We start from the raw sequence: 26,589 nt of genomic DNA, 5'->3' as shown, positions 1-26,589 counted from the left end.
CCCGGAGCACACCATCATGAAACGCCAGACCCTTCTCGGCATCGCTTTCTCGGTTTTCGCAGTTAACGCTTTCGCCGCTACCGCCGCTCAACCTGTGATCGCTGAAGGCGGCTCGGATCGTCTGATTGAAAGCCGTGTGGCCGAGGGTGGTTCCGATCGCCTGATCGAGAATCGTGTGGCTGAAGGTGGTTCGGATCGTCTGCTGGAGAAACGTGTTGCCGAAGGCGGTTCCGACAAGCTGCTGCCGAACCGCGTCGCTGAAGGTGGTTCCGACAAGCTGCTGCAGAACCGCGTTGCCGAAGGTGGCTCCGACAAGCTGCTGCAAAACCGCGTTGCCGAAGGTGGCTCCGACAAACTGCTGCAAAACCGTGTCGCCGAAGGCGGCTCCGACAAGCTGCTGCAGAACCGCGTTGCCGAAGGTGGTTCGGATCGTCTGATCGAAAGCCGCGCTGTCTGAATGCAGTGCTTTAGCGCAGGACTCAACGAAAAGCCCGGTCTCAACAGCCGGGCTTTTTTGTGGTTCTTCTCGGATTGTCGGGAAAGTTTTTTTGCTCTGTAGCTGTGAGTGCTGTGAGCTTATCCATTTGCCAGGGTGGCGCTGAATCACCTTTGCGCCCTTACGGCGCCTTACTTTTTTCAGTCGAAAAAAAGTAAGCAAAAATTCTTGCCCCACCAGGGGCCCTACGCTGCGCTTCGGGTTCCCTCGCTCCGGTGTCGCTACGGGGTATCGCGGCCTCCGAGTTGCAAGCAACTCTACATCTCGCGACTTCGGCTACGCCGAAGGTGCTGACGCACTCCCCCCTACGCAACACCTCCACTCGGCCCTTCTGGTTAACGGGGCATTCAGATCAAAAGCCAAAGCCAAAGCAAAGCCCAAAGCCCACAGCCCACAGACCCACCGCACTCCAAAAGCAAGAGCGCAGCGAATTGTGCTTTTGATCTTGATCCACCCGCCCCTTCGGAAGGCTGAGTGGAGGCGTTCATCCGGGGATGGGCGCGCAGCGCCGTGCGACGAAGTCGCACACATTGCAGGGAGGTGCAGCGAAGCAAACCGTAGAGCAATGCCCCCGGATGAATGCCGGAGCGAAGGAACCCCGAGCCTTGGCGAGGGGCCGGACGCCGGGGCGAGAATTTTTGCTTACTTTTTTTCGACTGAAAAAAGTAAGGCGCCGTAAGGGCGCAAAGGTGATTCAGCGTCACCTCGGCAAATGGATAAGCTCACAACTCACGACTCACAACTCACAAAACCAACGCCAACGCCAACGCCAACGCCAACGCCAACGCCAACGCCAATCTTCCCCGGTAATCCGTGATGAACCAAAAAAAAACGGCGACTGCTGGTACAGTCGCCGCGAAGAACCGGTGTTTGTGACACCGGTCGAGAGCTCCACGGCATGAGGAGTCAATGCCGTGCAGCCCTGCCATAAAACCATGGGTGCAGACGCGTTCAGAGCCCCCAGCGCAGCAATAACAGCACCAGCACGACCAGAAACACCGTCTCCCCCACCATCAGCAGGATCGGCTTGATCCCGACCGCCGCCAGCTCCTTGAGCCGGGTCTTCATGCCCAGAGCGCTGATGGAAATCACCAGGCACCAGCGCGACAGTTCGTTGACCGATCCTTGCACCGCAGGCGCCACCCATCCGGTGCTGTTGATGCAGGCCAGGATCAGAAAGCCGACGGCGAACCACGGCAACAGCGGCGGGCGCTTGCCGGTCGTGTCGGCGCCTTGCATGCGGGTGATCATCGCCGCGGTGACGATCACCGGCAGCAGCATGGCAACGCGCATCAACTTGACCACCGTGGCCGTGTCGCCGGTCTCGGTCGACATGCTGTAGCCGGCGCCAACCACCTGGGCCACGTCGTGGATCGTGGCGCCGAGGAATACGCCCGCCACCTGCGGCGACAACTGCAGCCAGTTGGCGATCATCGGGTAGACGATCATCGCCAGCGTGGACAGCGCCGAGACGCCGATCACCGTGAACAATGTGGCGCGTTCTTTCTGCGGATGGTTCGGCAGCGCCGCCGCCAGGGCCAGTGCCGCCGAGGCGCCGCAGATGGCCGTCGCGCCACCGGTCAGCATGCCGAACAAGCGCTGGAAACCCAGGGCCTTGGCCGCGACCACCGAGACACTGATGGTCACCACCACCAGGATCACCACCAGCGCTATCGGCTTCCAGCCCAGCGCCGCCATTTGCTCCAGAGTGATGCGCATGCCCAGCAGCGCCACGCCAATGCGCAGCACCGTGCGGGCGGTGAACTCGATACCGGCCTTGCAGGGGCCGTCATCGGCGAGAAAATTCAGGGCCATGCCCAGCAGCAAGGCGAACAGCATGACCGGCGCACCGTAGTGCTCGGATAGGAACGACGCAGCGGCCGCCACGATCAGACTGACGATAAACCCCGGTGCCAGTTCGCGCGTGCGACTGTGGATACGGGTAAGAGCAATGGCGCTCATGGCGCGGACTCCTCTGAGGCGATGACGATAAACGCCTGGTCGTCGATGATCTCGACCGGGTAGTTAGTGACTTTGACCTGGGTGGAATTGAGCATGTAGCCGCTGCGCAAATCGAAGCGCAGGCCATGGGCGCAGCATTGAATCACCCGCCCTTCAAGACGCCCGCCACACAACGAGGCGCCCTGATGCGGGCAACTGTCGTCGATGGCAAACAACTGCCCGTCGACGTTGAACAACGCCAGGCTTTTGTCTTCGAATTCGAACAGCGCCCGGCCACCGGCCTGCGGGTGTTTGCCGGCAGGTACGGGAATGCGCCGGGTCATGCCGGTTGCCGCTCGCGATCACTTTCCTTGAGGGCTTCGTTCATCGCCGCGAGCAGCGCTTGAGCAGGTTGGGCACCGATCACCGTCACGCGGCGGTCGAACTGGAAGCTCGGCACGCCACTGGTCGCGTCGGGGGATCCTTCAAATGGCGTGGCATCACCCTTCAGGCAATCGAGCACTGCGTCCATATCGACACCACAGGAGCGGGCAATGGCGAGCAAGGTCTCACGGCAACCGAGGTTTTCGCGCCTCAGGAAATACGCGGCGAACAGGCGTTCGAGCAACATTTCACGCTGACTGGCATTGCCCGTCTGGCTGACTCGTTCGAACAGACGATGAGCATCTGCGGTGTTGGGCATGGTCTCGATGCGGCTGAGGTCGATGGACAGTCCGACCGCCCCGGCAGCCTGCTGTACCTGGCTCTGGCGCATGGTCACGGCGTCAGCGTTGCCCAGGCGCTTGCGATAGAAATCGGCGAAAGGCTCACCTTGTACCGGCAACTGAGGCAACAACTGCACGCCCTGCCACACCGTGGTGATCTGCACATCCGGGTGACGACTGCGAAACTGGACCTGTGCATGCTCCAGTTGGCGTTTGCCGATCAGGCACCAGGGGCAGATAAAATCGAAAAACACATCAATTCGTAAACGACGACTCACAACTTCACCTCTAGCCCGGCTTCACTGACGGGGTCAGACACGCGCTGACCCTGAAGGCGGGCAATATCTCTGTGGTAATGACACTTGGCATAAAAGAACACCGCTGCCGCCGCGAGGCTGACCAGTGGCACCAGTTGGAACGCGGCATGCAGTCCGATCAGGTCCGACACCCGACCGGTGATGAACGGCCCCGGTGCCAGCCCCAGCATGTTGTTGGCTAGGGTCAGCGTGGCGAACGCCGTACCGTGCACCGAATAATGGGTCAGGTTGGCAACCATCGCGCCGCACGGGCCGGTGGTGCCGGTGGCAATCAGCATGCCCAGGCAGATCAGCAGCAGTTGCACCGGCCCTGCCTGCAAGGCGAATGCAGCCGACAACAGCAGGCAACTGCCCAGGCAAAATCCGATGGCCAGGCTGACCTTGCGCTCCGGCGAGTGGCGACACAGGCGATCGCTGAGCATGCCGCACAGAATCATTCCCGTACCGCTGCACAACACGATGATCGCCGCCATGCCGCCGGCCTTGTCGGTGGGCATGTCGTAGTAGCGGTTGAGGTAGCTGGGAATCCACACCATCACCGTACCGCCGACGAACAACTGCAAGCCGCTGGCGACGTAGGTCGCCACCACCGAACGGCTGGACCACAGCGTGCGCAACGGCCGCTTGATCGCTGTCGTTGCCTTGTTCGCCACTTGAGCGGCACGCTGCGGAGCGATGCGTGCCTCCTTGACGATGAGCGGATAGAGCAGCGCCAGCACCAGGCCAAACAGCGACATGCCGGCGAACGACCAGCGCCAGCCCAGCTTGGCCGCGATGGCGCCGCCCAGGGCCATGCCCAACACCGAACCGAACATCCCGCCAGCCATGAAGGCACTGGCCAGTGTGGCGCGCATGTGTTTGGGGAACACCGAAATCACCACGGCGATGCCCACGCTGCCATAGGCCGCTTCGCCGACGCCGACCATGAATCGTGCGATGAACATCTGCTGGTAGTCCTGGGCCAGCGCGCAGCCCAGAGTCGCCAGACTCCAGAGCATTGCCATCAGCGCCAGGCTCTTGACCCGGCCGAAGCGGTCGGCCATCAACGACAGGGGGAATGTCAGCAGGCCCACCATCAATGCGACGATGCCGCTGAGCAGTCCGAGCTGACCGTCGCTCAGTGCCCACTCGCTCTTGAGCAACGGGAACACCGCGTTCAGTACCTGACGCGACATGTAATCGGAAATCAACAGGCCGAACGTCAGTGCAAAGACGATCCAGGCATATTGGCGCGCAACGCCGACACTACCTGTGTCGTCATCGCCGGCGGCGATTGGGTGAAAGGCCATGCAGCCTCCTCAAAGCTTCGTTTTATTTTTTTTATCAAGCGTGTTGCAGTTCGGTGCGCGGGAGGTCACGGCCTCTCGCGCACCTGATTGGTCAGCCGCGTTGCGGCACGCCTTTCTGCCCGACCTTGCGGTTGGGGGCCATGCCGTTGGCCAACAGTGTCTCTTCGATGGTTTCGTACTGCACGCCGATGCGGTAGATCTCGCGAGCTTCCTTGCCGGTAGCGATTTCGCGCCCCAGCTCGTGGGCAATGCGCACGGTTTGCTGGATCTGCGCAACCGAGCCGAAGCGATCACCCTTGTGATCAATGATAGTGTCTTCGTTGCCCACACGCGGGTGCATGCCCATGGCCATCGACATGGTGTTGAACGGCATCACGTTCTTGAGCAGCGATTCGGAGGTCAGGGTGCAACCGTCCGGCGCGCGGTGAATGAAATTGAAGAAGTTGAACGGATTCGGACCGTCGAAACCGCCACCGATGCCGATCCAGGTCAGGTTCAGCGGCCCCTTGTAGATGCCCCTGCGCACCAGGCGCTCGAGGGTTTCCATGGCATGCATGCCGGTCAGCTGGAAGTGCGGCTGGATGCCGTTGTCCATCAGGCGCTTGAGGTGCTCGGCGACCCAGGCCGGGCCGGCTGGCACGGTCATTTCACTGTAGGCAGCCTGGACCAGCGGGTTGGCCAGGGAAGTGCCTTCCAGGTATTCCGGATACAGCAGCTCCATGATGTTCATCTGGGTGGTGTTGATCGCCACCGTGACCTGATCCGGTTTCGGTGTCAGCTCGGCCAGCATGTGGCGGGTGTCGTCGGACAGCCACTTGGCGGCTTCACCTTCGCTTTCCGGGGCGAAGGAAATCGAGCCGCCGACCTGGATGATCATGTCCGGTACGGCTTCGCGCACACCGGCGATCAGCTCATTGAACTTCGACAGACGCTTGGAGCCCTTGCCATCCAGCTCACGTACATGCAGGTGCAGTACGGTGGCGCCGGCTTCATAGCAATCGACCGCTTTCTGGACTTGCTCGTCCATGGTCAGCGGGATGTCTTCCGGGAAGTCTTCAGGCATCCATTCCGGGCCATACGGGGCCACGGTGATGACTACCTTTTCCATGTTTTCCGGGTGCAGGGAATCGTCGAAGAATTGCATGGTTTACTCCAGTTCTTATGATTGTCCCGTCCACCCGGGGTCGTGCCGGGCAGACGTGCTTGCGAGTGCGAATGCAGATGGCGTTCGATCAGTAGGTCTTGTCGCCGATAATCCCGGCACGCTCCATCTTGCGATGGCACGGCGGGTAATCCATGACGGCGTAGTGCTGGGTACTGCGGTTGTCCCAGATGGCGATGCTGTTGGGCTTCCAGCGCCAGCGCACCTGATACTCGGGGATGTACGCCTGGCTGATCAGGTAGCGCAGCAATTCGCTGGCGCCGGGGTTGGCGTCCTGGCCGAAGCGCACCCGCTCAGGGGTGTGGTAGTTGCTGAGATGGGTGGTGAAGGCGTTGACGAACAGCACCTTCTCGCCGGTTTCCGGATGGGTGCGCACCACCGGGTGTTCGGCGTCCGGGTACATCGCCTTGAGCGCCAGGCGCTTTTCGATCGGCATCGCCGCACCGAAACTCGCTTCGATGCTATGGCGGGCACGCAGGTCGGCGATCTTCACCTTCACGTCTTCCGGCAAACGCGCGTAAGCCTCGACCATGTTGGCCCACATGGTGTCGCCGCCGACCGGCGGGCATTCCACGCAGCGCAACACGCACCCCATTGGCGGCGCCTCGCGCCAGGTGGCGTCGGTGTGCCAGGCGTTTTCATAGCGGTCCATCGGCTGGTCCGGATTCTTGTAGATCCGCACCAGCCCCGGATGATCCGGATCGCTACCGGCCACCGGATGATCCTCCAGCTCGCCAAAGCGCCGGGCGAAGGCCACGTGTTCGGCGCGGGTGATGTCCTGATCACGCAGGAACACCACGCGGTGCTTGAGCAACTGGGCACGGATCTCGGCAAACAGACCATCGTCATGGACGGCGTCGGCCAGATTGACGCCGATCAGTTCGGCGCCGATGGTGCAGGTCAATTGTTCGACTTTCATGGCTGGCCGCTCCTTAAATGACGAAAATCGACGAGCCTGTGGTCTTGCGTGATTCAAGGTCGCGATGGGCCTGCACGGCGTCCTGCAAGGCGTAGTGCTGGTTGATCTCGATCTTGATCCGGCCGCTGCCGACGTGGTCGAACAGCTCGCCGGCCAGGGCGGCTTTTTCCGCCGGGTCGGCGATGTAGTCGGCCAGGGCCGGACGGGTCAGGAACAGCGAGCCTTTCATCGCCAGCATCACCGGATCGAACGCCGGGATCGGGCCGGACGCCGTACCAACGCAAACCATCAGGCCACGGCGCTTGAGCGAGTTCAGGGAGCCTTCGAAGGTGTTTTTGCCGACGCTGTCGAACACCACGTTGACACCCACGCCGTCGGTCAACTCGCGAACCCGCGCAGCGACGTCTTCATGGCTGTAGTTGATCACATGATCGCAACCGTGAGCCTTGGCGATTTCACCCTTGAGGTCGGTCGACACGGTGCCGATGACGTTCAAGCCCAGCAACCTGGCCCACTGCGAAACGATCAGGCCGACACCACCGGCAGCGGCGTGCAGCAGGATGCTGTCGCCAGCCTTGAAGTCGTAGATGCGGCGCATCAGGTACGAGGAGGTCAAACCACGCATGGTCATCGCGGCCGCGGTCTCGAAGCTGATGGTTTCCGGCAGCTTGATCAGCGGCGCGGCCGGGATCAGGCGCTCAGTGCTGTAGGCGCCGAGGGTGTTGAGAAAACCGGTGTAGGTGACGCGATCGCCGACCTCGACGTTGGTGACCCCCTCACCAACGGCCTGGACGACGCCAGAGGCCTCGACACCCATGCCGTTGGGCAGAGGAATCGCATAGGTACCGTTACGGAAATAGGTGTCGGCATAGTTCAGGCCGACTGCCACATGACGAAGCCGAACCTGGCCGGGACCGGGCTCGCCGACTTCGACGTCCTCATAACGTAGAACTTCGGGACCACCGGTTTCGTAAAAGCGTACGGCTTTGGCCATTTTTCTTATTCTCCAATCTGCAATATGGGCGTGTTGCATCGAATTGCGCTGATTGGACTGTAGGACGCGGCCTGTTGAGACGCTTCTCATCAGACGACAATGGCTTTTCATTTGATGACAGGTGCGGCAGCTCCCTCCTTGCTATCCGGGGGCTTGTCCTTTTTGTTTTCGGTGGCGGCCGGTGCCGGTGGGTTGTCCGGTCGTCACCTGCGCTATCATCGCCCGCCTCGATGCCCAAAGAGCCTTGACCCCGGATGTCCGAAACACTGCCACTGCCCGACGATCATCAAGCCCTGCCGCCGGTACTGGCCGGCCCGCTGTTGCGGCGTCTTGAGCCCACGCGGCTGGCGCTGTGGCTGGTGGGTTCCCGGGCGCTGACGCTGACCTTGCGCTTGCAGGGCGTCGGCGATATCCGACTCGATGCCGGGCAATGCACGGTGATTGCAGTGGGTGCTCATGCCTATGTGCACCTGATCGATGTGCTCCTGGATTGCGCCCTGCCCTGCGATGAAACGATCGACTATGACCTGCTGATCGATGGCGCAGAAAAAGGCATCGCCGACTGGGCGCCACACCTGCTGTATGGCGATGCCCCTTGCCCGAACTTCGTGCTGCGCGCACGGGTCGATCAGTTGCTGCACGGCTCTTGCCGCAAGCCTCATCACCCGGCGGCGGACGGCATGCTGTGCGTCGACCGGTTGCTGGCGCAGGAACACGCCGCCAGGGACCGCCCGGCACTGCTGATGATGACGGGCGATCAGGTCTACGCCGACGATGTCGCGGGGCCGATGTTGCGGGCGATTCACGCCTTGATCGAGCGTCTGGGCCTGTACGGGGAACACCTCCAGGGCGCCGTGGTCAGCGACAGCGCCAGGCTCTACGAGCATCCGGCCAGTTATTACCACCGCGCGGACCTGCTGCCGGCACTGCAAGGCAATGAAACCCTGCGCGAACGATTTTTCGGTGGCGCGCGCAAGCCGATTTTCACCAGCAGCAATGCCGACAACCATCTGGTGACCTTCGCTGAAGTCATGGCCATGTATTTGCTGGTCTGGTCGCCAACACCCTGGACCCTGATCACGCCCCGGCCGCCGACGCTGACGCCGGAACGACTCAAGCGCTACGCCCTTGAACAGACGCGCATCGATGCCTTCAGGGCAGGCCTGGGCAACGTCGCGCGGGCACTGGCGCATTTGCCGACGCTGATGATTTTCGACGACCACGACATCACCGACGACTGGAACCTTTCCGCACAGTGGGAGGAAACGGCCTACGGCCATCCGTTCTCCCGACGCATCATCGGCAACGCGCTGCTGGCGTACATGCTGTGCCAGGGCTGGGGCAACAATCCGGATGCGTTCGGTGCCGTGCTGGAAAAGGCCGGTGCATTGAGCGCCGGCGCACACGAGCGCCACCTCGACAGCAGGGTCCAGGATGATCTGATCGATGATCTGCTGAAATTTCAGCACTGGCATTACCTGCTGCCGACCATACCGGCCATGGTGGTGATCGACACCCGCACCCGGCGCTGGCGCAGCGAGATGAACCTCAAGCAGCCTTCCGGTCTGCTCGACTGGGAAGCCCTCAGCGAACTGCAACAGGAACTGCTGGACCACCCGAGCGCAATCATCGTGTCACCAGCACCGATCTTCGGCGTCAAACTGATTGAAACCGTGCAGCGGGTATTCAGCTGGTGCGGTTATCCACTGCTGGTGGACGCGGAAAACTGGATGGCCCATCGTGGCGCGGCCCAGGTGATCCTGAACATTTTCCGCCACTCGCGCACGCCGGGTAACTACGTAGTGCTGTCGGGCGACGTGCACTATTCCTTCGTCTACGAAGTGCTGATCCGCCACCGCAAGGCCGGGCCGCGCATCTGGCAGATCACCAGCAGCGGCATCAAGAATGAATTCCCGGCCACCCTGCTCGAGTGGTTCGACCGCCTAAACCGCTGGCTGTACTCACCACGCTCACCGCTGAACTGGCTGACCAAACGTCGACGCATGCGCATCGTGCCGCATGTCCCGGAACACGCCGAAGCCGGCGAGCGGCTATGGAACTCGGCAGGGATCGGCCAAGTGTTTTTCAACGACCTGGGGCAGCCGCAGACGATCTACCAACACAACTCGAACGGCTCACCGAAAACCCGGATGATTGCCCCGCAAGGCGATGATTGAGGTAGAGAATACTGTGGGAGCGAGCTTGCTCGCGAAGGCGGTATGACAATCAACATCTTCTTCTCTGACCCACCGCAATCGCGAGCAAGCTCGCTCCCACAGAAGAGCCGAGCAAAGGCAGATCGGCGCACACCCGCTCTGCTCCTCACCACTCAACAGGCCGAGCGTTAGCTCGCCTGCCGCTCTTGATCTTGATCTTGATCCACCCGCCCCCTCGGCAGGCTGAGCGGAGGTGTTCATCCGGGGATGGGCGCGCAGCGCCGTTCGACGCAGTCGAACTCATTGCATGCAGGTCGAGCGCAGCCGACCGGAGGGCAATGCCCCCGGATGAATGCCGGAGCGAAGGAACCCCGAGCCTTGGCGAGGGGCCGGACGTTCGGGGCGAGACCTTTTGGTTCCTTTTGGGGCGTTTGCCAAAAGGGACTCGCCGTCAGGGCGAAACCGCCAGCCGCCGTTACCGCAGCAACGGATATGTACACAGTCAAAAAAGACAGGCTGACTGCCAGACCGCCATCGCGAGCAAGCTCGCTCCCACAATCGGACCGGGAGCAGCGCTAATATCAGGTCAGCTTGCAGACAATCGCTCCCACATTTGAACGGTGTCGCCCATGGACCTCACCCGAACCCTGATCATCGGCAACTCCGGCTCCGGCAAGAGCTGGCTGGCACAGCGACTGGCCAAGCAACTACATGCACCCTGGACCGACCTCGACCAAATTCACTGGCTGTCCGACGAACACAGCATCCCTCGCCCCCGAAACGAAGCAATGGGAATGGCGCGCAGGGCGGCAAGTGAAGAGCTCTGGGTGATCGAAGGAGTCTACGGCTGGATCATCAGCGAAATCCTCCACCGGGCCACGGCGCTGATCTGGCTGCGTATTGATGATGTTGATTGCAGCGCCAATATTTGCCAGCGGGAAACCAACGATGACGAACGATTGACTGCATTGCTGGAGTGGGCAGATAGCTATCGCACGCGTGACGACTCAAGTGGCTTTGCCGCGCACCAGCGGTTGTTCGAAGGGTTTGCCGGATCCAGGATTCAACTGATGGATCGGAAAGAAATCACCGACTTCGCTTCAGATCCAGAGGTAATACCGATCAGGTAAGACGCAAACCTGTGGGAGCAAGCTCGCCCCTACAGGTTTGCGGTGCCTGAGGAGCGTATTTCAAACCTCTTTCAGCACGCAACTCACCCCCCTGACAATCATCTCCACCTCCCGCTCATCAATAGTCAGCGGCGGCAGCAGGCGAATGGTTTTGCCACGCGTGACGTTAATCAGCAAGCCATGATCCCGGGCAGCGATCAGGCTCAGGTCGCGGATCGGTTGCTTGAGTTCGATGCCGATCATTAACCCCTGACCACGAATCGCCATGACATTCGGATTACCCGCCAACTCTGTGCGCAATCTGTCGAGCAGACGCTCGCCCTGACGCCTGGCGTTTTCCAGCAGCCCTTGTTCTTCAACGATCTCCAGCACCGTGCAACCGACCCGGCAAGCCAGCGGGTTGCCACCGAAGGTGCTGCCGTGGCTGCCCGGCGTAAACAGTTCGGCCGCCTTGCCACGGGCCAGGCAAGCACCGATGGGCACGCCGTTACCCAAGCCTTTGGCCAGGGTCATGACGTCCGGGACGATGCCTTCGTGCTGGAACGCGAACCACTGGCCGGTGCGACCGATACCAGTCTGGATTTCATCGAGCATCAACAACCATGAGCGCCGGTTGCACAGTTCGCGCACGGCGCTGAGATAGCCCGCTGGTGCCAGTTGCACGCCGCTTTCGCCCTGGATCGGCTCCATCAGCACCGCCACGATCCGCGAGCCATAGGCCTGTTGCACCTTGTCCAGCGCGTCGAGGTCGCCAAACGGCACTTTGACGAAATCTCCCGGCAGCTTGTTGAAACCCAGGCGTACCGCCGGACCATCGCTGGCAGACAACGTGCCGAGGGTGCGGCCATGGAATGCGTTCTCCATGACCACCACCAGCGGCTGCTCGATGCCTTTGTACCAGCCATGCAGCCGGGCGATTTTCAGTGCGGTTTCATTGGCTTCGGCCCCGGAATTGTTGAAAAACGCCCGGTCCATGCCCGCCAGCCGGGTCAGTTGCTGCGCCAGCCGTTGTTGCCAGTCGATGCTGTAAAGGTTCGAGGTGTGCAGCAGTAACCCAGCCTGTTCAACGATGGCGGCGACGATTTTCGGATGGGAGTGGCCGACGTTGGTCACCGCCACACCGGCGACCGCATCCAGGTATTCGCGACCGGCCTGATCCCACAGGCGAGTGCCCAGGCCCTTGTTGAAACTCAAGGCCAAGGGTTGGTAAGTGCTCATCAGGCAGGCGGCGGTCATGACATCAAGCTCCAGCAAGGGTCGGTGTTTTTGCAGTATGGTTAGCCACCCAAGCTGGATAAACACCGCAAAACTTCAATCATTTAAAAGCAGAGCTTGATAATGGATTTATTCCAGGCAATGACCGTTTACGTCAAAGTGGTGGAGACCGGCAGCATGACCGCCGCCGCTTTGCAGTGCGAAATGTCCACGACCATGGTCGGCAACCACCTCAAGGCCCTGGAGCAACGGCTGGGTGTGCGCCTGCTCAACCGCACAACGCGGCGCCAGCGGCTGACCGAGTTCGGCGCCGCGTATTACCAGCGCTGCCTGGAAGTGTTGGGGTTGGTGGCCGATTCCGAGCGCCTGGCCGAACAGGCGCTCGACGAACCGAGCGGCACCTTGCGCATCACCGCACCCTTGACCTTCGGTACCGAGCGCCTGGCACCGGCACTGAGTGAGTTCAGCCGGCAGAACCCACGGGTGAAACTTGACGTGGTACTGACCAACCGACGCCCGGACCTGCTGGAAAACGGTCTGGATGTGGCGTTTCGCCTCGGCGCGCTGGAGCCCTCCAACCTGATCGCCCGCCCGCTGATCGACTACACCCTGACCATGTGCGCATCACCGCAATACCTGGCCCGTCGGGGCACACCGCAAACACCTGAAGACCTGCGACATCACGACTGCCTGTCCTTTGCCTATCCGGCCGGGGATGACTGGCAATCGGTGCAAAAGGAATGGCGCCTGGCCGGTCCCGATGGCGAAGTCAGTGTAGGGGTCAGCGGACCGATGCTGATCAACAGTTCGGCCGGTTTGCATCAGGCGGCGCGGACCGGCATGGGCATCGTGATGATGCCCGATGCCCTGGTCGAACAGGACCTCAAGGACGGAAAACTGTTGGCCTTGATGCCCGATTACTGCCCGCCCAGTCGACCGATGCATCTGGTCTATGCCCAGGATCGCCACCGTTTGCCGAAGTTGCGCCGTTTCGTCGAATTCGCCATGCAGATGTGGGGCAAGCACCCGTCGGCCGAATAGGCCATGCAGTCGCTGATCGCCATTTACATCCCCGCCTTCACCAGCACCGGTTGTTCCTGATAACGATTCGGGTACAGCTGTTTCAACTGCGCGACCTTCGGCAAATCGTTGATCACAATGTACGGATAGGTCGGATGCTCGGTCAGGAAGTCCTGATGTTCCTCTTCCGCCGGGTAGAAACCGTTGTAGGTTTCGAGTTTGGTCACGATCGGTTTGTCGAAGACATGAGCGGCGTCGAGCTGGGTGATGTAGGCCTGTGCGACCCGCTGCTGCTCAGTGCTTTTGGTAAAGATCGCCGAGCGGTACTGGGTGCCGCTGTCCGGTCCCTGACGGTTGAGCTCGGTCGGGTTGTGCGCCACGGAAAAGTAGATTTGCAGCAAGGTGCCGTAGCTGACCTGGCCGGGATCGAACGTGACTTCGACCGATTCCGCATGGCCGGTATTGCCGTTGCTGACCCGCTCATATTGCGCGGTATTGGCCGCCCCGCCCGCGTAGCCGGAGACGGCGTTTTTCACACCTTTGACATGCTGGAATACCCCCTGGACGCCCCAGAAGCAGCCGCCGGCGAACACGGCGGTTTCGCTGCGGGCCTGGGTGGTTTCGTCGAGGGCCGGCGGCGGAATGATGACCGCCTTTTCGGCGCCGCCGAAGGAGAAGGCCGAGCATTGGCTGACGATGCCAGCGGCCACCAGCCCCAACAGGGTACGGCGCCAGGTGAAGAGGGTTTTCATGGGGCGAACTCCTGAGTCGTTGAACAGTGATCAACCAAAGGTGAAGGCGTACGCCGATGCACCCGGATCAAGAAACTCGATGCTGAAGGTCCGGTCGGTCACGCCGTCGCTCTGCCGCACCAGTTGATACAAGCGCTGGTCAGTCACGGTGCCACTGCCGTCGGGTGCCACGTCCATGCCGTGGTCATCGCCAGGCGCCTTGCCGTCGATCAGCACTTTGAAACGCACCGGTTTGCCATCGACGCCAGGGCCGAGTACCAAATGCAAGTCACGAGCGTGGAAGCGATAGACGATGCGACTGGTCGGTGCGCTGGCCGTGGCCCGCTCCGGGCCGACATGCCATTGGCCCCCCAGACTCCAGTCGTTGAGGGCCAGTTGCGCCGGTGGGTTGTAGGCCGCCACCTGGTCCGGCACCAGCGCGGTTTCCGGCACGAAATGCTCCGCACGCTGATAGCCGACGTAGGTTTCCGGCGACTGCACTTCGCTGTTGTCCGGGGCCATTTGCACGCCGTCTGCCTTGGCACTGATCAGCCCGTCCGCGACCTTGGCCGCCCCCGCCTCGCGCAGCAATTGCTGGATGACTCGCTCCGACTCGGCGTACTCGCCTTCGCCGAAGTGGTGATAACGAATGCGTCCCTGGGCGTCGGCAAAATAATGCGCCGGCCAGTATTCGTTGTTGAAGGCGCGCCAGATCCTGAACTCATTATCGATGGCCACCGGGTAGTTGATGCCCAAGTCCTTCATGGCCTTGGTGACGTTGTTGATGTCACGCTCGAAGGCAAACTCCGGCGCATGCACGCCGATCACCACCAGCCCCTGATCGCGATATTTCTCGGCCCAGGCTTTCACATAGGGCAGCGAGCGCAGGCAGTTGATACAGGAGTAGGTCCAGAAATCCACCAACACCACCTTGCCTTTCAATGCCTGGGCATCGAGGGGTGGCGAGTTGAGCCATTGCACGGCGCCCTCCAGCGACGGCAGGTTGCCTTCGACCGGCAAGGTGCCCGGGGTCTTGTCTGCCACTGACATCGCCCCTTCGGCGGCCGGGTTTTGCGCCTTCATCGCCTCGCTGCTACGCGGTGACTTGCCGCTCAGTTTTTCCACCAGCGCTTGCTCGATACCGCCGGTCGACGCCGTGGAAAGCCGCGCCAGAACCCCTGTGTCCAGCCCCAGGGCAATCGCCGCGACACCGGCCAGCATCGCCGCGCCGAGTCCGCGACGCAGCCATTCGCCCGCGCCTATGGAGCGTTTCATCGCCGTGAAGACTTTGCCGCCCAACAGCAACGCCAATGCGAGGGAAGTGGCAGCACCCGCGGCGTACGCCAGCAGCAACAAGGTGGTTTGAATGCTCGCCCCTTGCAGTGCCGCACCGGTCAGCAACAGGCCCAGGATCGGCCCGGCGCACGGCGCCCACAGCAGGCCGGTAGCCACGCCGATCAGGAACGAAGCAGCGGGACGTGGCCGCGCATCGGCGCCCGCCGCCTCCGACAAACGGCTGCCCGCCGCCACCAACGGCCGGGTCAGGCGCTCGGCCAATTGCGGCAGCAACAGCGTCAGACCGAACAGTGCGACGAACACCAGCGCCAGCCAGCGCCCGTACTGATTGAGCTGCACCACCCAACCACCGCCCACCGCCGCCAATGTGGCGACCAGCGCAAAGGTCAGTGCCATCCCGGTCAGCAGCGGCAATCCGCTTTTGACGAAGGGTTGCCCGGTGCGGGCGAAGACAAACGGCAACACCGGCAGAATGCACGGGCTGACAATCGTCAGCACACCACCGAGATAAGCGAGGACCAGCAGCCACATGGCGATTACCTGCAAAAAGTGAATGGAAGGGAATCACACCGTCTTCGGCACGAATTTCATCGCCAGGCCGTTCATGCAGTAACGCAGGCCGGTGGGTTTCGGGCCGTCATCGAAGACATGCCCCAGATGCCCGCCGCAACGCCGGCAGTGAACCTCTTCGCGGACCATGCCGAACGTGCGGTCCTGGCGGGTGGCCACGGCCTTGTCCAGTGGCGCCCAGAAACTCGGCCAGCCGGTGCGGCTGTCAAATTTGGTCGCCGAGGAAAACAACGGCAGGTCACAGCCGGCACAGGCGAAGGTGCCGTCACGGTGTTCGTTGTTCAGCGGGCTGCTGTAGGCCCGCTCGGTGCCTTCTTCGCGAAGGATTTCATACTGCTCGTCGCTCAGGATCGCGTGCCATTCACTGTCGCTGTGGGTCACTTCGAATACCTCCGCCGCGCTGGCTTCACTGATCAAGGCCGAGCCTGTGGAAAACTTCGGCAACAGGCCGATCGCCACGGCTGCAACCCCCAACCCGCCGCTCGCTACAAGAAATTGCCGTCGTGAAAACATGCTCGCCTCCAAAAATCCAGGGGTGTTTCATGGAGCACAGCCTAGGCTTTGGGTGATCGCCAAATCCTCACGGGAAGTTAAACAATTCGTGATAACTCGCGCGCCGAAAAACCCGCACAATGCCCATGCAAGCGGCATTACGCACAATGCGCCCATTGCGCAGAAGGATTGAGCTGGATGGAACAGACCAAACGAGTCCTCGTGGTCGAGGACGACCTGCACATCGCCGACCTGATCTGCCTGCATCTGCGTGATGAGCAGTTCGAGGTGGTGCACAGCGCCGATGGCGATGAAGGCATGCGCCTGCTGCAGCAAGGCAACTGGGATGCACTGATCCTCGACCTGATGCTGCCCGGTGTCGACGGCCTGGAGATCTGCCGCCGTGCCCGCGCCATGGCCCGCTACACACCAATCATCATCACCAGTGCGCGCTCCAGCGAAGTGCACCGGATTCTCGGCCTCGAACTGGGTGCCGACGACTACCTGGCCAAGCCCTTTTCCATGCTGGAGCTGGTGGCCAGGGTCAAGGCACTGCTGCGCCGGGTCGATGCCATGGCGCGCAACCTGAAGATGGATGCCGGCAGCCTGCTCACCGACGGCCTGGCCATCGACCCGATCACCCGCGAAGTGTCCCTCGACGGACGTCGCCTGGACCTCACGCCCCGGGAGTTCGACTTGCTGTACTTCTTCGCCCGCCAGCCCGGCAAGGTGTTCTCGCGCATGGACCTGCTCAATGCCGTGTGGGGTTACAGTCACGAAGGCTACGAGCACACGGTCAACACCCACATCAACCGCCTGCGCGCCAAGATCGAGGCCGATCCGGCGCAACCGGTGCGCATCCTCACGGTCTGGGGCCGCGGCTACAAATTCGCCACCGGTGAGGAGCCGCAGCCATGAGGCTGACCCTGACGCAACGCCTGTCCCTGGTGTTCGCCGTGCTGCTGCTGGTGTGCTGCGGCACGTCGGCGTGGATGCAGGTACGCTCCAACCAGATGCATGAGCAGGAAGTGGTGCAAGGCTTGTCCCGGGACCTGGCGCAGCACATCGCCCGTGACACGGTGCTGATGGACACCCAGGGCCTGATGCCCAATGCCGTTCGCGATCTGTTCAGCAAACTGATGCAGGTCAACCCCAGCGTCGAGGTGTACCTGCTCGATACCGAAGGCAAGATTGTCGGCAGCGCCGCGCCCGAGGGCCGGATCCGTCGCGAGCGGGTCGACCTGGCGCCGATCCAGCGCCTGTTGCGGGGCGATGCCCTGCCGATTCTCGGCGACGACCCGCGCAGCGTCGATGCGCGCAAGGTGTTCAGCGCCGCACCGCTGAAGGTTGATGGCAAGCCGGCGGGTTATCTCTATGTGGTGCTGCTCGGTGAGGATCACGACCGCCTGGCCGAACGCGGCGCGACCAGCGCGGCGCTCAACACGGCACTGTTATCCATCGGACTGGTGGCGCTGCTATGCCTGATTGCCGGTCTCACCGCGTTTGCCCTGATCACCCGGCCGCTGCGCCGCCTGACCGAAACGGTCAGCCGGTTCGACATCGATGGCGTTCCGGTCACACCGGCCCTGCCCGTCGCGGTGGAAAAAGCCGCCAGCCACGATGAAATTGCCGTACTCGACGCCGCGTTCCGGCAGATGCAAGCCCGCCTGGGCGAACAATGGCGTTCGTTGACCCGCCAGGATCAGGAGCGCCGCGAACTGGTGGCGAACATCTCCCACGACTTGCGCACGCCGCTGGCCTCGCTGCACGGTTATCTGGAAACCCTGTCGCTCAAGGACGCCACGCTGTCCCCTGCCGACCGCCGTCGCTATCTCGGCATCGCGCTGGACCAGAGCCGTAAGGTCGGCGGTCTGGCGCAGTCGCTGCTGGAACTGGTGCGGCTGGAACACGGCTTTGTGCAGCCGGTGCTGGAACGCTTTTCCCTGACCGACCTGGCCCAGGATATTTTCCAGAAATTCGAACTCACCGCCGAAGCGCGCAAAGTCGAACTCAAGGCCACGTTCGCACCAAATGCCTCGGCGGCCTGCGCGGACCTCGGGTTGATCGAGCGGGTGCTGACCAACCTGTTCGACAATGCCCTGCGCCACACCCCGTCCGGTGGCGAAGTCGAACTGAGCCTGCGCCCGCAAGGGTCATTCATCGAAGTCACGGTCAGCGATACCGGCCCCGGCATTGCCCCGGAGCTGCGCGAAGGTCTGTTCCTGCGCCCGTTCAACATTGGCGGCGCACGGCGCGATGGCGGGTTGGGGCTGCGGATCGTGCACCGCATCCTGCAATTGCACGGGCGCGAGATTCAGTTGATCGATGTGCCGGGGCGGGGTGCGACCTTTCGTTTTTCGTTGCCGATCGATGAAGAGACCGCTTCGGCGTTGGCGGAGCGATCGATGAACCTGAATACCCCGAGGCAGGCCTGAAAATTTGTGGTGCATGACCGGGCCCCATCGTCGGAACGCTGCCCGGAGCAAGCGCGCTCCCCAGGGTAAGTGGGTGTACGCAAGATCTGCGAACAACCAAAACACTGTGGGAGCGAGCTTGCTCCGGGCGGCGTTCCGACGATGGTCTCAAGGCCTCCGCGTTCATCCAGAGCGAACGCGTTATCGTTAACGTCCATCGCGAGCAGGCTCGCTTCTACAGAAAGGCAAAAAATTGACCAGCCGCCCGTTGATCCGTGACAACGCAGCGTCGGTCCAATAGATTAGTCGGCCTGAAAAAGCCTCCGGGCTTTTTCGCCCCTATTCAAGTTCAAAGAAGTAGTGAAATTTCAATGTCCGATTCCAACACCGCTGAATCCGTAGTCACCTTGTCGTCCAAAGCGGAATACGAAAACTCCATCAATCTTTCACAACACGTACCCCAGGCGAAAACCATCAGCGAGATGGTGCTGGACGCTTTCCAGTCCACCCGCGAAAGCGACCAGATTCGCGAACTGCGCGCTGCGATCCGCCAGGCCCACGACAGCTTCGATGACGACAAGGCCTACGAACTGATGGGTCAACTCAAGCAGCTCAAGGACGCCGAAGCGGCGGATATCGCTGCACTGGAAGACTTGAGCAGCAAGTTCCCGATCAGCCGCATCCTGTCCAGCTTCAAGGACGATCCGGCGTTCCAGGAAATCGTCTACGGCCTGGCCCTGAAGGTGCTGAACCAGACCCACCAGGCCATCAGCAACCCGAGCGGCGGCAAGAGCAAGGCAGCCAAGGCCAAGAAAGAAATCGAAGTGTTCACCATCAGCAAGGACGGCATGAGCGTCACCTTGCCGTTGCGCACCCCGCGCTCGCGCCTGAACGTCGACCGTGAAGCCCTGGAGTTCCTCGGTTTCACCTTCGTTGGCGAAGGCGAAGAGGCGGAACTGGAAAGCGAGACGTTCCTGGACAACAGCGGCGCCGAGCAAGCGGTCAACCGCAAGAACATCATCACCGCCCTACAGCAGCAGACCGCGTTCGACGGGTACAGCATCGCCGTGCAGTAAGGCGCCCCTCGCCACAAGGTCCTCAGCGACTGACTCAAGAGCCCTGCCCTGGCGCAGGGCTTTTTATTGCCCGTGATTCGGGCAAATCCGCGATTACTCTTCCAGTATCGACGCAGATCAACACTTCCCTTCACCCATGAGCACCACGGGTCCGCCTGCGGGGAGCGTCAACTCACTTTCCAGCCCAGATCTCAGTGGTGCAACTGCCGAGGTCATCATGAACACGACCCCCTTGTATCGCCAGCTAGCCAACCACTACCTGGACGCCATCCGCAGCGGCACCTTGAAAACCGGTGAACGCTTCCCCTCGATCCGGTTGATGATGGAAAAACACGCCGTCAGCCTGTCGACCGCCGTGCAGGTGTGCCGGGAACTGGAAGACTACGGTGTGCTGGAAGCCCGGCCACGCTCCGGCAACTACATTCGCCAGCCCGACACCGCGCCCAAGCCTGCCCCGATTGCCATGGCGCCTGCGCTGGATACCAGCGTCTATGTCGGCATTCATGAACAGGTCTCAACGGTGCTCAAAGCCAGTCAGCGCGCGACGATCAAGGTCAATTTCGCCAGCGCCTACTGCGCGCCGGAGCTTTATCCGCTCAAGGCCTTGCAAGACAACATGATCAAGTCGCTGCGCTACGACGCCCGCCTGCTCGGCACTGCGGGCCCGACCTGCGGCAACAGCGCATTGCGCAGCATCCTGGCCCGGCGGGCACTGGCCAGCAAGACCCACCTGGCCCCCGAGCGGATCGTGATCACCAACGGCGCCACCGAAGCGATCAACCTGGCCTTGCGTGCGGTCACCCGCCCCGGTGACACCGTGGCCGTGGAGTCGCCGACGTTCTACGGCCTGCTGCAAATTCTCGAAAGCCTGAGCCTGCGGGTGCTGGAAGTCCCGGCCTCGGCCCACACCGGGCTCAATCTGGCGGCCCTGCAACTGCTGCTGCAAGGCCCCGAACGGGTCAAGGCATTGATCGTCATTCCCAACCTGCAAAACCCGCTGGGCAGCATCATGCCCGCCGCCAACAAGGCACGGCTGGTGAAACTGTGTGCCGAGCACAACACCGTGCTGATCGAGGACGACACCTACGGCGACCTGGTGGACACCGAGCAGCCGTTGTCCACGCTCAAACAGTGGGACCGCAGCGACAACGTGATCTACTGCGCCTCGCTGAACAAAACCCTGGCACCGGGCATGCGCCTGGGCTGGATCAGCGCCGGCAAGTGGCACGACCGTGTGGAGATGCTCAAGCATACGCAGTCACGGGGATGCGAGGCGCTATCGCAACTGGCCGTCAGCGAATTCATGCGCACACCGTCCTACGAACGTTACCTGCGGCGGCTGAGGAAAACCCTGACCGTACAACGCGAGCAAATGAGCGCGGCGATCACCCGCCATTTTCCCATCGGCACCAGCGTGACCCATCCGCAAGGCGGCACGCTGCTATGGGTGGAATTGCCTCGTCGGTATTCTTCGATGGCTTTTTTTCACGAAGCGCTGAAAGTCGGCATCCAGATTTCCCCTGGGGATATCTTTTCCAATGCCAGGCGTTTCGATCACTTTGTGCGCATTGGCTGTGGCGCGCCGTATTCGCCGCGGATTGATGAGGCCCTGCAGACCTTGGGGCGCATCCTGAAAAACCAGGGTTAGCCACATTCCTGTGGGAGCGAGCCTGCTCGCGAAAGCGGTGTGTCAGGCACATCAATGCTGAATGTGCTGCCGTCTTCGCGAGCAGGCTCGCTCCCACAGGTTTTGGGGTGGTTTTCAGATGGGTGGCTGGTGCAGGCAAATGATATGCGGGTCGTCATTCCAGTGCGGAAAACTCTCGGCGATCAGCGGGTCGTGGCCGGGGATGACGTGGTCTTCGCCATCGGCCAGGCGATCGATCTCGGTGAACGCTTCAAGGGTTTGCGCCAGGTCATCGAGAATCGGAAACGGGCTGCGCTGACGAATGTTGACCCACAAATGCGCGGCATCCGAGGCCAGTACGATCCAGCCGCGTTCAGTGTTCACCCGCACGACCTGACTGCCGGGCGTATGCCCGCCCACCGGGTGCAGCGTCACGCCAGGCACGACCTCGACAACACCACTGTGCAAACGCATCCGCCCTTCGAACAACGGCGGCAGCGCCGACATCACGTCCTCGACCTCGTAGGTTTTATTCACCGTGCGATGGACCATTTTCGGCCCGGTGCAGAATCGCAGCTCCGCGTCCTGCAAATGCACGGTCGCCTTCGGGAACAGCCCGAGGTTGCCGGCATGATCCCAATGCAAATGGGTCAGGATCAGGTGCTCGACCTGCGCCGGATCGATGTCCAGTTGCCGTAGGGATTCTTCCGGCAGGCGATACATCTGGCGATTGCGCCGGTGCGCCGTGGCAGGTTGAAAACAGGTGTCGACCACGATCACCTGCTGCTCGTTGCGGATGACCCAGAAGTAGTAGTCCAGAGGCATCGGCGCATTCGGATCACCGCAGCAGGCGTCGTACAGAAAATTCTCCCTGGCGGTGCGCTGGGCATTGGCACCGACACGGATGGCGAACACTTCGTACACAGGTGTGGACATAAGCACCTCCGGGTTCAGGCGGCCGCCGTGGTTTTGAGGGTCGGGCGAAAATCGAAATCGATCTGGTCGCTGATACCCAGGTCATGGGCCAATTTATGCAGGCCACTGTAGTCACGCATGATGGTCGCGCTCTTGTTGCTCTCACGGGTGTCGGCAATGATCAGCGCCGCATCCTCGACCCCGAGCTGCGTCAGAATCGCCTCCCACATGGAGTAGTCCTGAGCGATAAACGCACTCAGCGCCACCGACAGGTTGCGTGCGAAAAATTCCCGCTGAGTGGGCTGCATGTTGGCGTACATGACCTTCGCCACTTCGGCCAGCACCTTGCTGTGGGCATATTCGTCGCGGTTGTGCAGTTCGGCCACCCGGCGGTTCTGCGGCTGAATGGTCCGGTCGTCTGCCAGCAGGTCCAGATAGGCGTTGACGCTGATCTCGGCCACCACCGCAAAAGTGATCGCCGCCAGATCCCGCTGCCATTGCTCTGGCAGCTCTGCATGCAGGGCTTTCATGCGCAGGTAAGTGACGGACGGTGGCAGATCCAGATCCTGGTCCAGCGCCCGATCCAGTTTGGTCCGCTCGATGGCGCGCAGGTGCATCAGCGTGTGGTAGTGCTCGTCGATCAGGGTTTGTTGCATGGCCTCGCGAAAATGCCAGTCATCCTTGCCCAGATACTGATTGGCGATGACGCTCAGCGCCGGGTTGACCACGTGTTCTTCGGCAATGACGGTGCGCAGGTTGTAGCCGATCCAGCCCCAGGTCACCACGCTGCTTTTGAGCTCGTCGCTCAAGGCCTGGAATTTCGGATGATGGAAGAACGGCACCATGCACTCCGGGTAATCCGGGCGCGCGGGGTCAAACACCTCTTCCACTTGGCCCCTGTCCGGCGAACACACCGTGGCGCGCCTGGTCCAGGCCTGGTTGAGCCGCACGATCAGTTGATGATCGACCTGGGAGATCTCGATTGCTGTTTGCATGACGCGATACCTGTAAGGCGCGTACCCGCCAGGGGTACGCCAAAAGAATGTAGGGCGACGGAAAAATCAGGCCAGCCAATAGCGGGTCAGGTTGCGCGCCGGGTCAGTGTAACGACTGCGGGCGTGAATCATCCGCCAGTTATCCCAAACCAGCAGGCATCCGTCGGGAATCAGCACCGGAACGTTGTGCTCGACGAAGTACGCTTCGCCGAGCACGGCAAACCTGGCCAGCGGCAAGGTGCTGTTGGCGACCAGCGATTGCTGCAGGGCTTCCTTGGACGGGTTCACGTCGCCGTAGTGAAACTGGTTGTAGCTGAAGCGGAAAATATCCCCGTCTTCTGTCGGCGTGAGGATGTACTCCCTGACCCGTCGTTGCCCCGGTTCGCCCGGTTTGGCGGTGGCGACGAATTCTACCGGCGTGTCATCCAGCCACTCACGCAGTTGCGGTTCGCTGCGCTCCAGGGACTTGAGAAATTCATAACCATCCACCAATCCGGTGTGCCCGCCACCGCATGTGGCCTGTTTATGGCAATGCAACGCCAGATAGCGCGGCGGAGGCCCGTATACCGGCGCCTCCGTGTGCGGGCCGATGCCGTTCATGCTCTGGGAATACGGCAAGTCTTCGTAACCCGGCTTGCGGGTAATGGCAAAGGCCATCTGGCCGTTGAACTGCGGAATGATCCGACCGAACTCCTGCAAGGTACCTACGACATCATCGGCGAATTCGTCGGGGGTCAGTACCGTCCAGCCCGCCGTCGACAGTTCTTCATGACGATGGCCGAGCGAAATGTAAGGTTGAGACGCAACAATCCCTTGATCTGACATGGTGAAATTTCCTGGCGGGTGATCAGGCGTTTACGGTTGAGGTGTAGGCGGCAATGAAGTCGCGGCAGGCATCGCCAGGTCGGTAGTGCTGTTCATCGATGCTCTGCACCGGAGTGATTTCGGCGGCGGTGCCGGTAAGAAAACACTCGTCGAAGTCGCCGAGTTCCGCCGGCAAAATCGTGCGCTCGACGACCTGATAGTCCAGCGCTTTGGCCAACTCGATCACGGTCTGCCGGGTGATGCCGTTGAGGAAACAATCCGGCAGCGGGGTGTGCAGCGTCCGGCCTTTGACAAAGAACACATTGGCGCTGGTGGCTTCGGCAACGTGGCCACGCCAATCGAGCATCAGCGCATCGTGGTAACCCGTGTTCTCGGCGTCGTGCTTGCTCAGCGTGGCGATCTGGTAATGCCCGGATGCCTTGGCCTGGAACGGGCTGCTGCTCGGCGGCGGGCGGCGCCAGCTCGCGGTTTTCAAGCGGATGCCGGCCATGCGCGCCGTCGGGTCGAAATAGCTCGGCCATTGCCAGCACGCGATAGCCACGTGGACACGGTTGAAACGCGCCGAGGTGGAAATCATCTCACTGCCGCGCCAGGCCACCGGGCGCAGATAACCGTCGACGACCTTGTTGCGTTGCAGCAGTTCATGGCTCGCCGCTTCCAGTTCCGCCAGCTCATAGGGGATGGCAAAGTCCATCCATTGTGCCGAGCGATACAAGCGCTCAGTGTGCTCGCGCAGCTTGAAGACCTTGCCGTTGTAGACCCGCTCGCCTTCATACACGGTGCTCGCGTAATGCAGGCCATGGGTCAGCACATGCAACTGCGCCCGGGACCACTCGACGAACTCGCCGTCGAGCCAGATAACACCCTCGCGCTGATCAAACGGGATACTGCTCATATCCATATCTCCCCATTGTTCATGAATTTTCCTACGCTGTTTCCAGCAACACGGGTATCAATTCCGGCATGGCGCTGAGCTCGGTTTGAAAGAAGAACGAACGCTCGCCGAATGCCGGTTGCAAGTCGTCGAACCAGGTCACGTGCGGATCGAAGCGCGCATGGAACGTGCGCAACACCCATTGCGGATTGCGTGCCTGGAGGAACTGCAAGACGAAGACCTTTTCCCCGGCGACGGTCTCGATGCCATTGATCAACACCTTGCCGTAGAAGGTGCTCATGGATGGCCCGCGCACCGTACGCGCCAGCCCGGAGACCGTGCGGTACGCCGCCTGGAAGATCTCGAAGGCCCGGGCCAGCGGCATTGCGAAGTAGTGGCTGGGGCCGGTGTCACGCTCGACGAACATGTAGTAAGGCACGGCCCCGAGCCGCACGCCTTCGGTCCAAAGCGCTGCCCAGTCGACAGGGTTTTCGTTGATGTGGCGGATCACCGGCGCTTGCATGCGCACCGTCGCGCCCGTTGAGCGAATGCGCTCGATGGCCTGACGGGCAATAGCCGGGCGAAGCTCCACCGGGTGGTTGTAGTGCCCCATGATCGACAGGTTTTTCCCCGCCGCAACGATTCGCCGGAACAGTTCCAGCAGCTCAGGCGCATCCTTGTCACTGACAAAACGTTGCGGCCAGTACGCCACGGACTTGGTGCCGATGCGAATGTTCTTCAGGTGTGGCAATTGCAACAGCGGTTCGATGTAACCGGTCAGCGAGCGGGTGTTCATGATCATCGGATCGCCGCCGGTAATCAGCACGTCGGTCACTTCGGTGTGCACCCTCAGGTAACTCAGCAGTTCCTGGGACTCACGGGCGTTGAACTTGAGTTCTTCTTCGCCAATGAACTGCGCCCAGCGGAAACAGAAGGTGCAGTACGCATGACAGGTCTGACCGGCACCGGGGAAAAACAGCACGGTCTCGCGGTACTTGTGCTGGATGCCCGGCAGGACTTTGCCGTTGAGGGTGACACCGTTGTGGGTCAACTGCCCGGCCGGATGAGGATTCATGCGCAACCAGATCGCCTCGATCCGACGCTTGATCGCCACGCTGTCATCCTGTTCGATCAGTTGTTTGAGCGAGGCATATTCCTCCGGCAGCAACATGTCCTTGTGGGGAAAGGTCATGCGGAAAACCGGATCGTCGGGAATGTTGTTCCAGTCGATCAGTGTGCCCAGCACGTATTCGTTGGTGCGAAAAGGCATGACCCGGGCTACCACGGTCATGGCCTCCTGCAACGCCGGCGTCAGTTTGTGCCAGTAAGGTGAGTCGCGGATGGTGCGTGAGTTATAGGGTTTGTAGCGTTCGTGCTCCGACAGTCCTTGCATGGCCGCGCTCCTGGTGA

24 protein-coding genes are annotated in these 26,589 nt (G+C 61.5%); 8 read left to right on the top strand and 16 right to left on the bottom strand.

Going from position 1 to position 26,589, the window contains the following annotated elements; all coding sequences use genetic code 11:
- Window positions 1–16 precede the first annotated feature (16 nt).
- On the top strand, window positions 17–457 hold the full coding sequence (locus tag CAF65_RS01290) for a phage infection protein (RefSeq protein WP_085714645.1): 441 nt from the start codon (window positions 17–19) through the stop codon (window positions 455–457).
- 990 nt (window positions 458–1,447) lie between these two features.
- Here the strand turns inward: CAF65_RS01290 and CAF65_RS01280 are convergent.
- The 7 genes from CAF65_RS01280 to CAF65_RS01250 form a co-directional block, all read right to left on the bottom strand.
- Window positions 1,448–2,458, bottom strand: a complete 1,011-nt coding sequence (locus CAF65_RS01280; protein WP_008020215.1) for a YeiH family protein — start codon at window positions 2,456–2,458, stop codon at window positions 1,448–1,450.
- A complete protein-coding gene (locus CAF65_RS01275) occupies window positions 2,455–2,781 on the bottom strand; it encodes a Rieske 2Fe-2S domain-containing protein (protein ID WP_085714643.1) in 327 nt (108 codons plus the stop codon). The genes CAF65_RS01280 and CAF65_RS01275 overlap by 4 nt, the downstream gene beginning before the upstream one ends.
- Window positions 2,778–3,440: a DsbA family oxidoreductase gene (locus CAF65_RS01270; protein ID WP_085714642.1), complete on the bottom strand. Its 663-nt coding sequence runs from the start codon at window positions 3,438–3,440 to the stop codon at window positions 2,778–2,780. The genes CAF65_RS01275 and CAF65_RS01270 overlap by 4 nt, the downstream gene beginning before the upstream one ends.
- Window positions 3,437–4,768, bottom strand: a complete 1,332-nt coding sequence (locus tag CAF65_RS01265; protein ID WP_085714641.1) for an MFS transporter — start codon at window positions 4,766–4,768, stop codon at window positions 3,437–3,439. Before CAF65_RS01265 ends, CAF65_RS01270 begins: the two co-directional genes overlap by 4 nt.
- Before the next feature lie 91 nt (window positions 4,769–4,859).
- Window positions 4,860–5,912 (bottom strand): 3-keto-5-aminohexanoate cleavage protein, encoded by a 1,053-nt coding sequence (locus CAF65_RS01260; RefSeq protein ID WP_085714640.1) that lies wholly within the window; start codon window positions 5,910–5,912, stop codon window positions 4,860–4,862.
- A gap of 88 nt (window positions 5,913–6,000) precedes the next feature.
- On the bottom strand, window positions 6,001–6,849 hold the full coding sequence (locus tag CAF65_RS01255; RefSeq protein WP_085714639.1) for a TauD/TfdA family dioxygenase: 849 nt from the start codon (window positions 6,847–6,849) through the stop codon (window positions 6,001–6,003).
- Window positions 6,850–6,862: 13 nt separating this feature from the next.
- Window positions 6,863–7,843, bottom strand: coding sequence for a quinone oxidoreductase (locus CAF65_RS01250; RefSeq protein WP_085714638.1), 981 nt, complete (start codon window positions 7,841–7,843; stop codon window positions 6,863–6,865).
- Between the two features lie 254 nt (window positions 7,844–8,097).
- Between CAF65_RS01250 and CAF65_RS01245 the strand changes: the two genes are divergently transcribed.
- Together CAF65_RS01245 and CAF65_RS01235 are read left to right on the top strand one after the other, a co-directional pair.
- Window positions 8,098–10,020: an alkaline phosphatase D family protein gene (locus CAF65_RS01245; protein ID WP_085714637.1), complete on the top strand. Its 1,923-nt coding sequence runs from the start codon at window positions 8,098–8,100 to the stop codon at window positions 10,018–10,020.
- A 608-nt stretch (window positions 10,021–10,628) separates the two neighbouring features.
- Window positions 10,629–11,129, top strand: a complete 501-nt coding sequence (locus CAF65_RS01235) for an adenylate kinase (protein WP_085714636.1) — start codon at window positions 10,629–10,631, stop codon at window positions 11,127–11,129.
- A 60-nt stretch (window positions 11,130–11,189) separates the two neighbouring features.
- Here CAF65_RS01235 and CAF65_RS01230 read toward each other — a convergent pair whose 3' ends face one another.
- Window positions 11,190–12,365 carry an aspartate aminotransferase family protein gene (locus tag CAF65_RS01230; protein WP_085714635.1) on the bottom strand — a complete coding sequence of 392 codons (1,176 nt, stop codon included), beginning with the start codon at window positions 12,363–12,365 and terminating at the stop codon, window positions 11,190–11,192.
- Window positions 12,366–12,467: 102 nt separating this feature from the next.
- Here CAF65_RS01230 and CAF65_RS01225 point away from each other — a divergent pair, with 102 nt between their 5' ends.
- Complete coding sequence (locus tag CAF65_RS01225; RefSeq protein ID WP_085714634.1) at window positions 12,468–13,385, top strand: LysR family transcriptional regulator; 918 nt, start codon at window positions 12,468–12,470, stop codon at window positions 13,383–13,385.
- 23 nt (window positions 13,386–13,408) lie between these two features.
- Here CAF65_RS01225 and msrA read toward each other — a convergent pair whose 3' ends face one another.
- From msrA to msrB, 3 genes are read right to left on the bottom strand one after another with little or no spacing between them, the layout of a single operon-like run.
- The gene (gene msrA / locus CAF65_RS01220) at window positions 13,409–14,116 is read right to left on the bottom strand and encodes a peptide-methionine (S)-S-oxide reductase MsrA (protein ID WP_085714633.1); all 708 of its coding nucleotides are present in this window, start codon (window positions 14,114–14,116) and stop codon (window positions 13,409–13,411) included.
- Between the two features lie 30 nt (window positions 14,117–14,146).
- On the bottom strand, window positions 14,147–15,922 hold the full coding sequence (locus tag CAF65_RS01215; protein WP_085714632.1) for a cytochrome c biogenesis protein DipZ: 1,776 nt from the start codon (window positions 15,920–15,922) through the stop codon (window positions 14,147–14,149).
- A gap of 33 nt (window positions 15,923–15,955) precedes the next feature.
- Window positions 15,956–16,474, bottom strand: a complete 519-nt coding sequence (gene msrB / locus CAF65_RS01210; protein WP_085714631.1) for a peptide-methionine (R)-S-oxide reductase MsrB — start codon at window positions 16,472–16,474, stop codon at window positions 15,956–15,958.
- A 177-nt stretch (window positions 16,475–16,651) separates the two neighbouring features.
- On the opposite strand from msrB, the gene CAF65_RS01205 reads away from it, so the two are divergent.
- The 4 genes from CAF65_RS01205 to CAF65_RS01190 all read left to right on the top strand — a co-directional run bounded on the left by CAF65_RS01205 (window position 16,652) and on the right by CAF65_RS01190 (window position 21,591).
- Window positions 16,652–17,371, top strand: a complete 720-nt coding sequence (locus CAF65_RS01205) for a response regulator transcription factor (protein WP_085714630.1) — start codon at window positions 16,652–16,654, stop codon at window positions 17,369–17,371.
- Window positions 17,368–18,888 (top strand): HAMP domain-containing sensor histidine kinase, encoded by a 1,521-nt coding sequence (locus CAF65_RS01200; protein WP_085714629.1) that lies wholly within the window; start codon window positions 17,368–17,370, stop codon window positions 18,886–18,888. Before CAF65_RS01205 ends, CAF65_RS01200 begins: the two co-directional genes overlap by 4 nt.
- 350 nt (window positions 18,889–19,238) lie before the next feature.
- Entirely contained in the window at window positions 19,239–19,943 is a 705-nt protein-coding gene (locus CAF65_RS01195) for a hypothetical protein (protein WP_085714628.1), read from the top strand.
- 217 nt (window positions 19,944–20,160) lie between these two features.
- On the top strand, window positions 20,161–21,591 hold the full coding sequence (locus tag CAF65_RS01190) for a PLP-dependent aminotransferase family protein (RefSeq protein WP_085714627.1): 1,431 nt from the start codon (window positions 20,161–20,163) through the stop codon (window positions 21,589–21,591).
- A gap of 114 nt (window positions 21,592–21,705) precedes the next feature.
- Here CAF65_RS01190 and CAF65_RS01185 read toward each other — a convergent pair whose 3' ends face one another.
- From CAF65_RS01185 to CAF65_RS01165, 5 genes are all read right to left on the bottom strand, one after another.
- Window positions 21,706–22,506 (bottom strand): N-acyl homoserine lactonase family protein, encoded by an 801-nt coding sequence (locus tag CAF65_RS01185; protein WP_085714626.1) that lies wholly within the window; start codon window positions 22,504–22,506, stop codon window positions 21,706–21,708.
- Between the two features lie 14 nt (window positions 22,507–22,520).
- The gene (locus CAF65_RS01180; RefSeq protein WP_085714625.1) at window positions 22,521–23,480 is read right to left on the bottom strand and encodes a diiron oxygenase; all 960 of its coding nucleotides are present in this window, start codon (window positions 23,478–23,480) and stop codon (window positions 22,521–22,523) included.
- A 66-nt stretch (window positions 23,481–23,546) separates the two neighbouring features.
- Window positions 23,547–24,305 (bottom strand): TauD/TfdA family dioxygenase, encoded by a 759-nt coding sequence (locus CAF65_RS01175; RefSeq protein WP_085714624.1) that lies wholly within the window; start codon window positions 24,303–24,305, stop codon window positions 23,547–23,549.
- 22 nt (window positions 24,306–24,327) lie between these two features.
- Window positions 24,328–25,200 (bottom strand): branched-chain amino acid aminotransferase, encoded by an 873-nt coding sequence (locus CAF65_RS01170; protein WP_085715218.1) that lies wholly within the window; start codon window positions 25,198–25,200, stop codon window positions 24,328–24,330.
- Window positions 25,201–25,231: 31 nt separating this feature from the next.
- Window positions 25,232–26,572 (bottom strand): KamA family radical SAM protein, encoded by a 1,341-nt coding sequence (locus CAF65_RS01165; protein WP_085714623.1) that lies wholly within the window; start codon window positions 26,570–26,572, stop codon window positions 25,232–25,234.
- Window positions 26,573–26,589: the final 17 nt, after the last annotated feature.

The organism is Pseudomonas sp. B28(2017), assembly GCF_002113025.1.
Taxonomy (GTDB): Bacteria; Pseudomonadota; Gammaproteobacteria; order Pseudomonadales; family Pseudomonadaceae; genus Aquipseudomonas.
The sequence above is the reverse complement of the archived record's forward strand: the minus strand, read 5'-3'. Positions and strand labels throughout refer to the sequence as shown.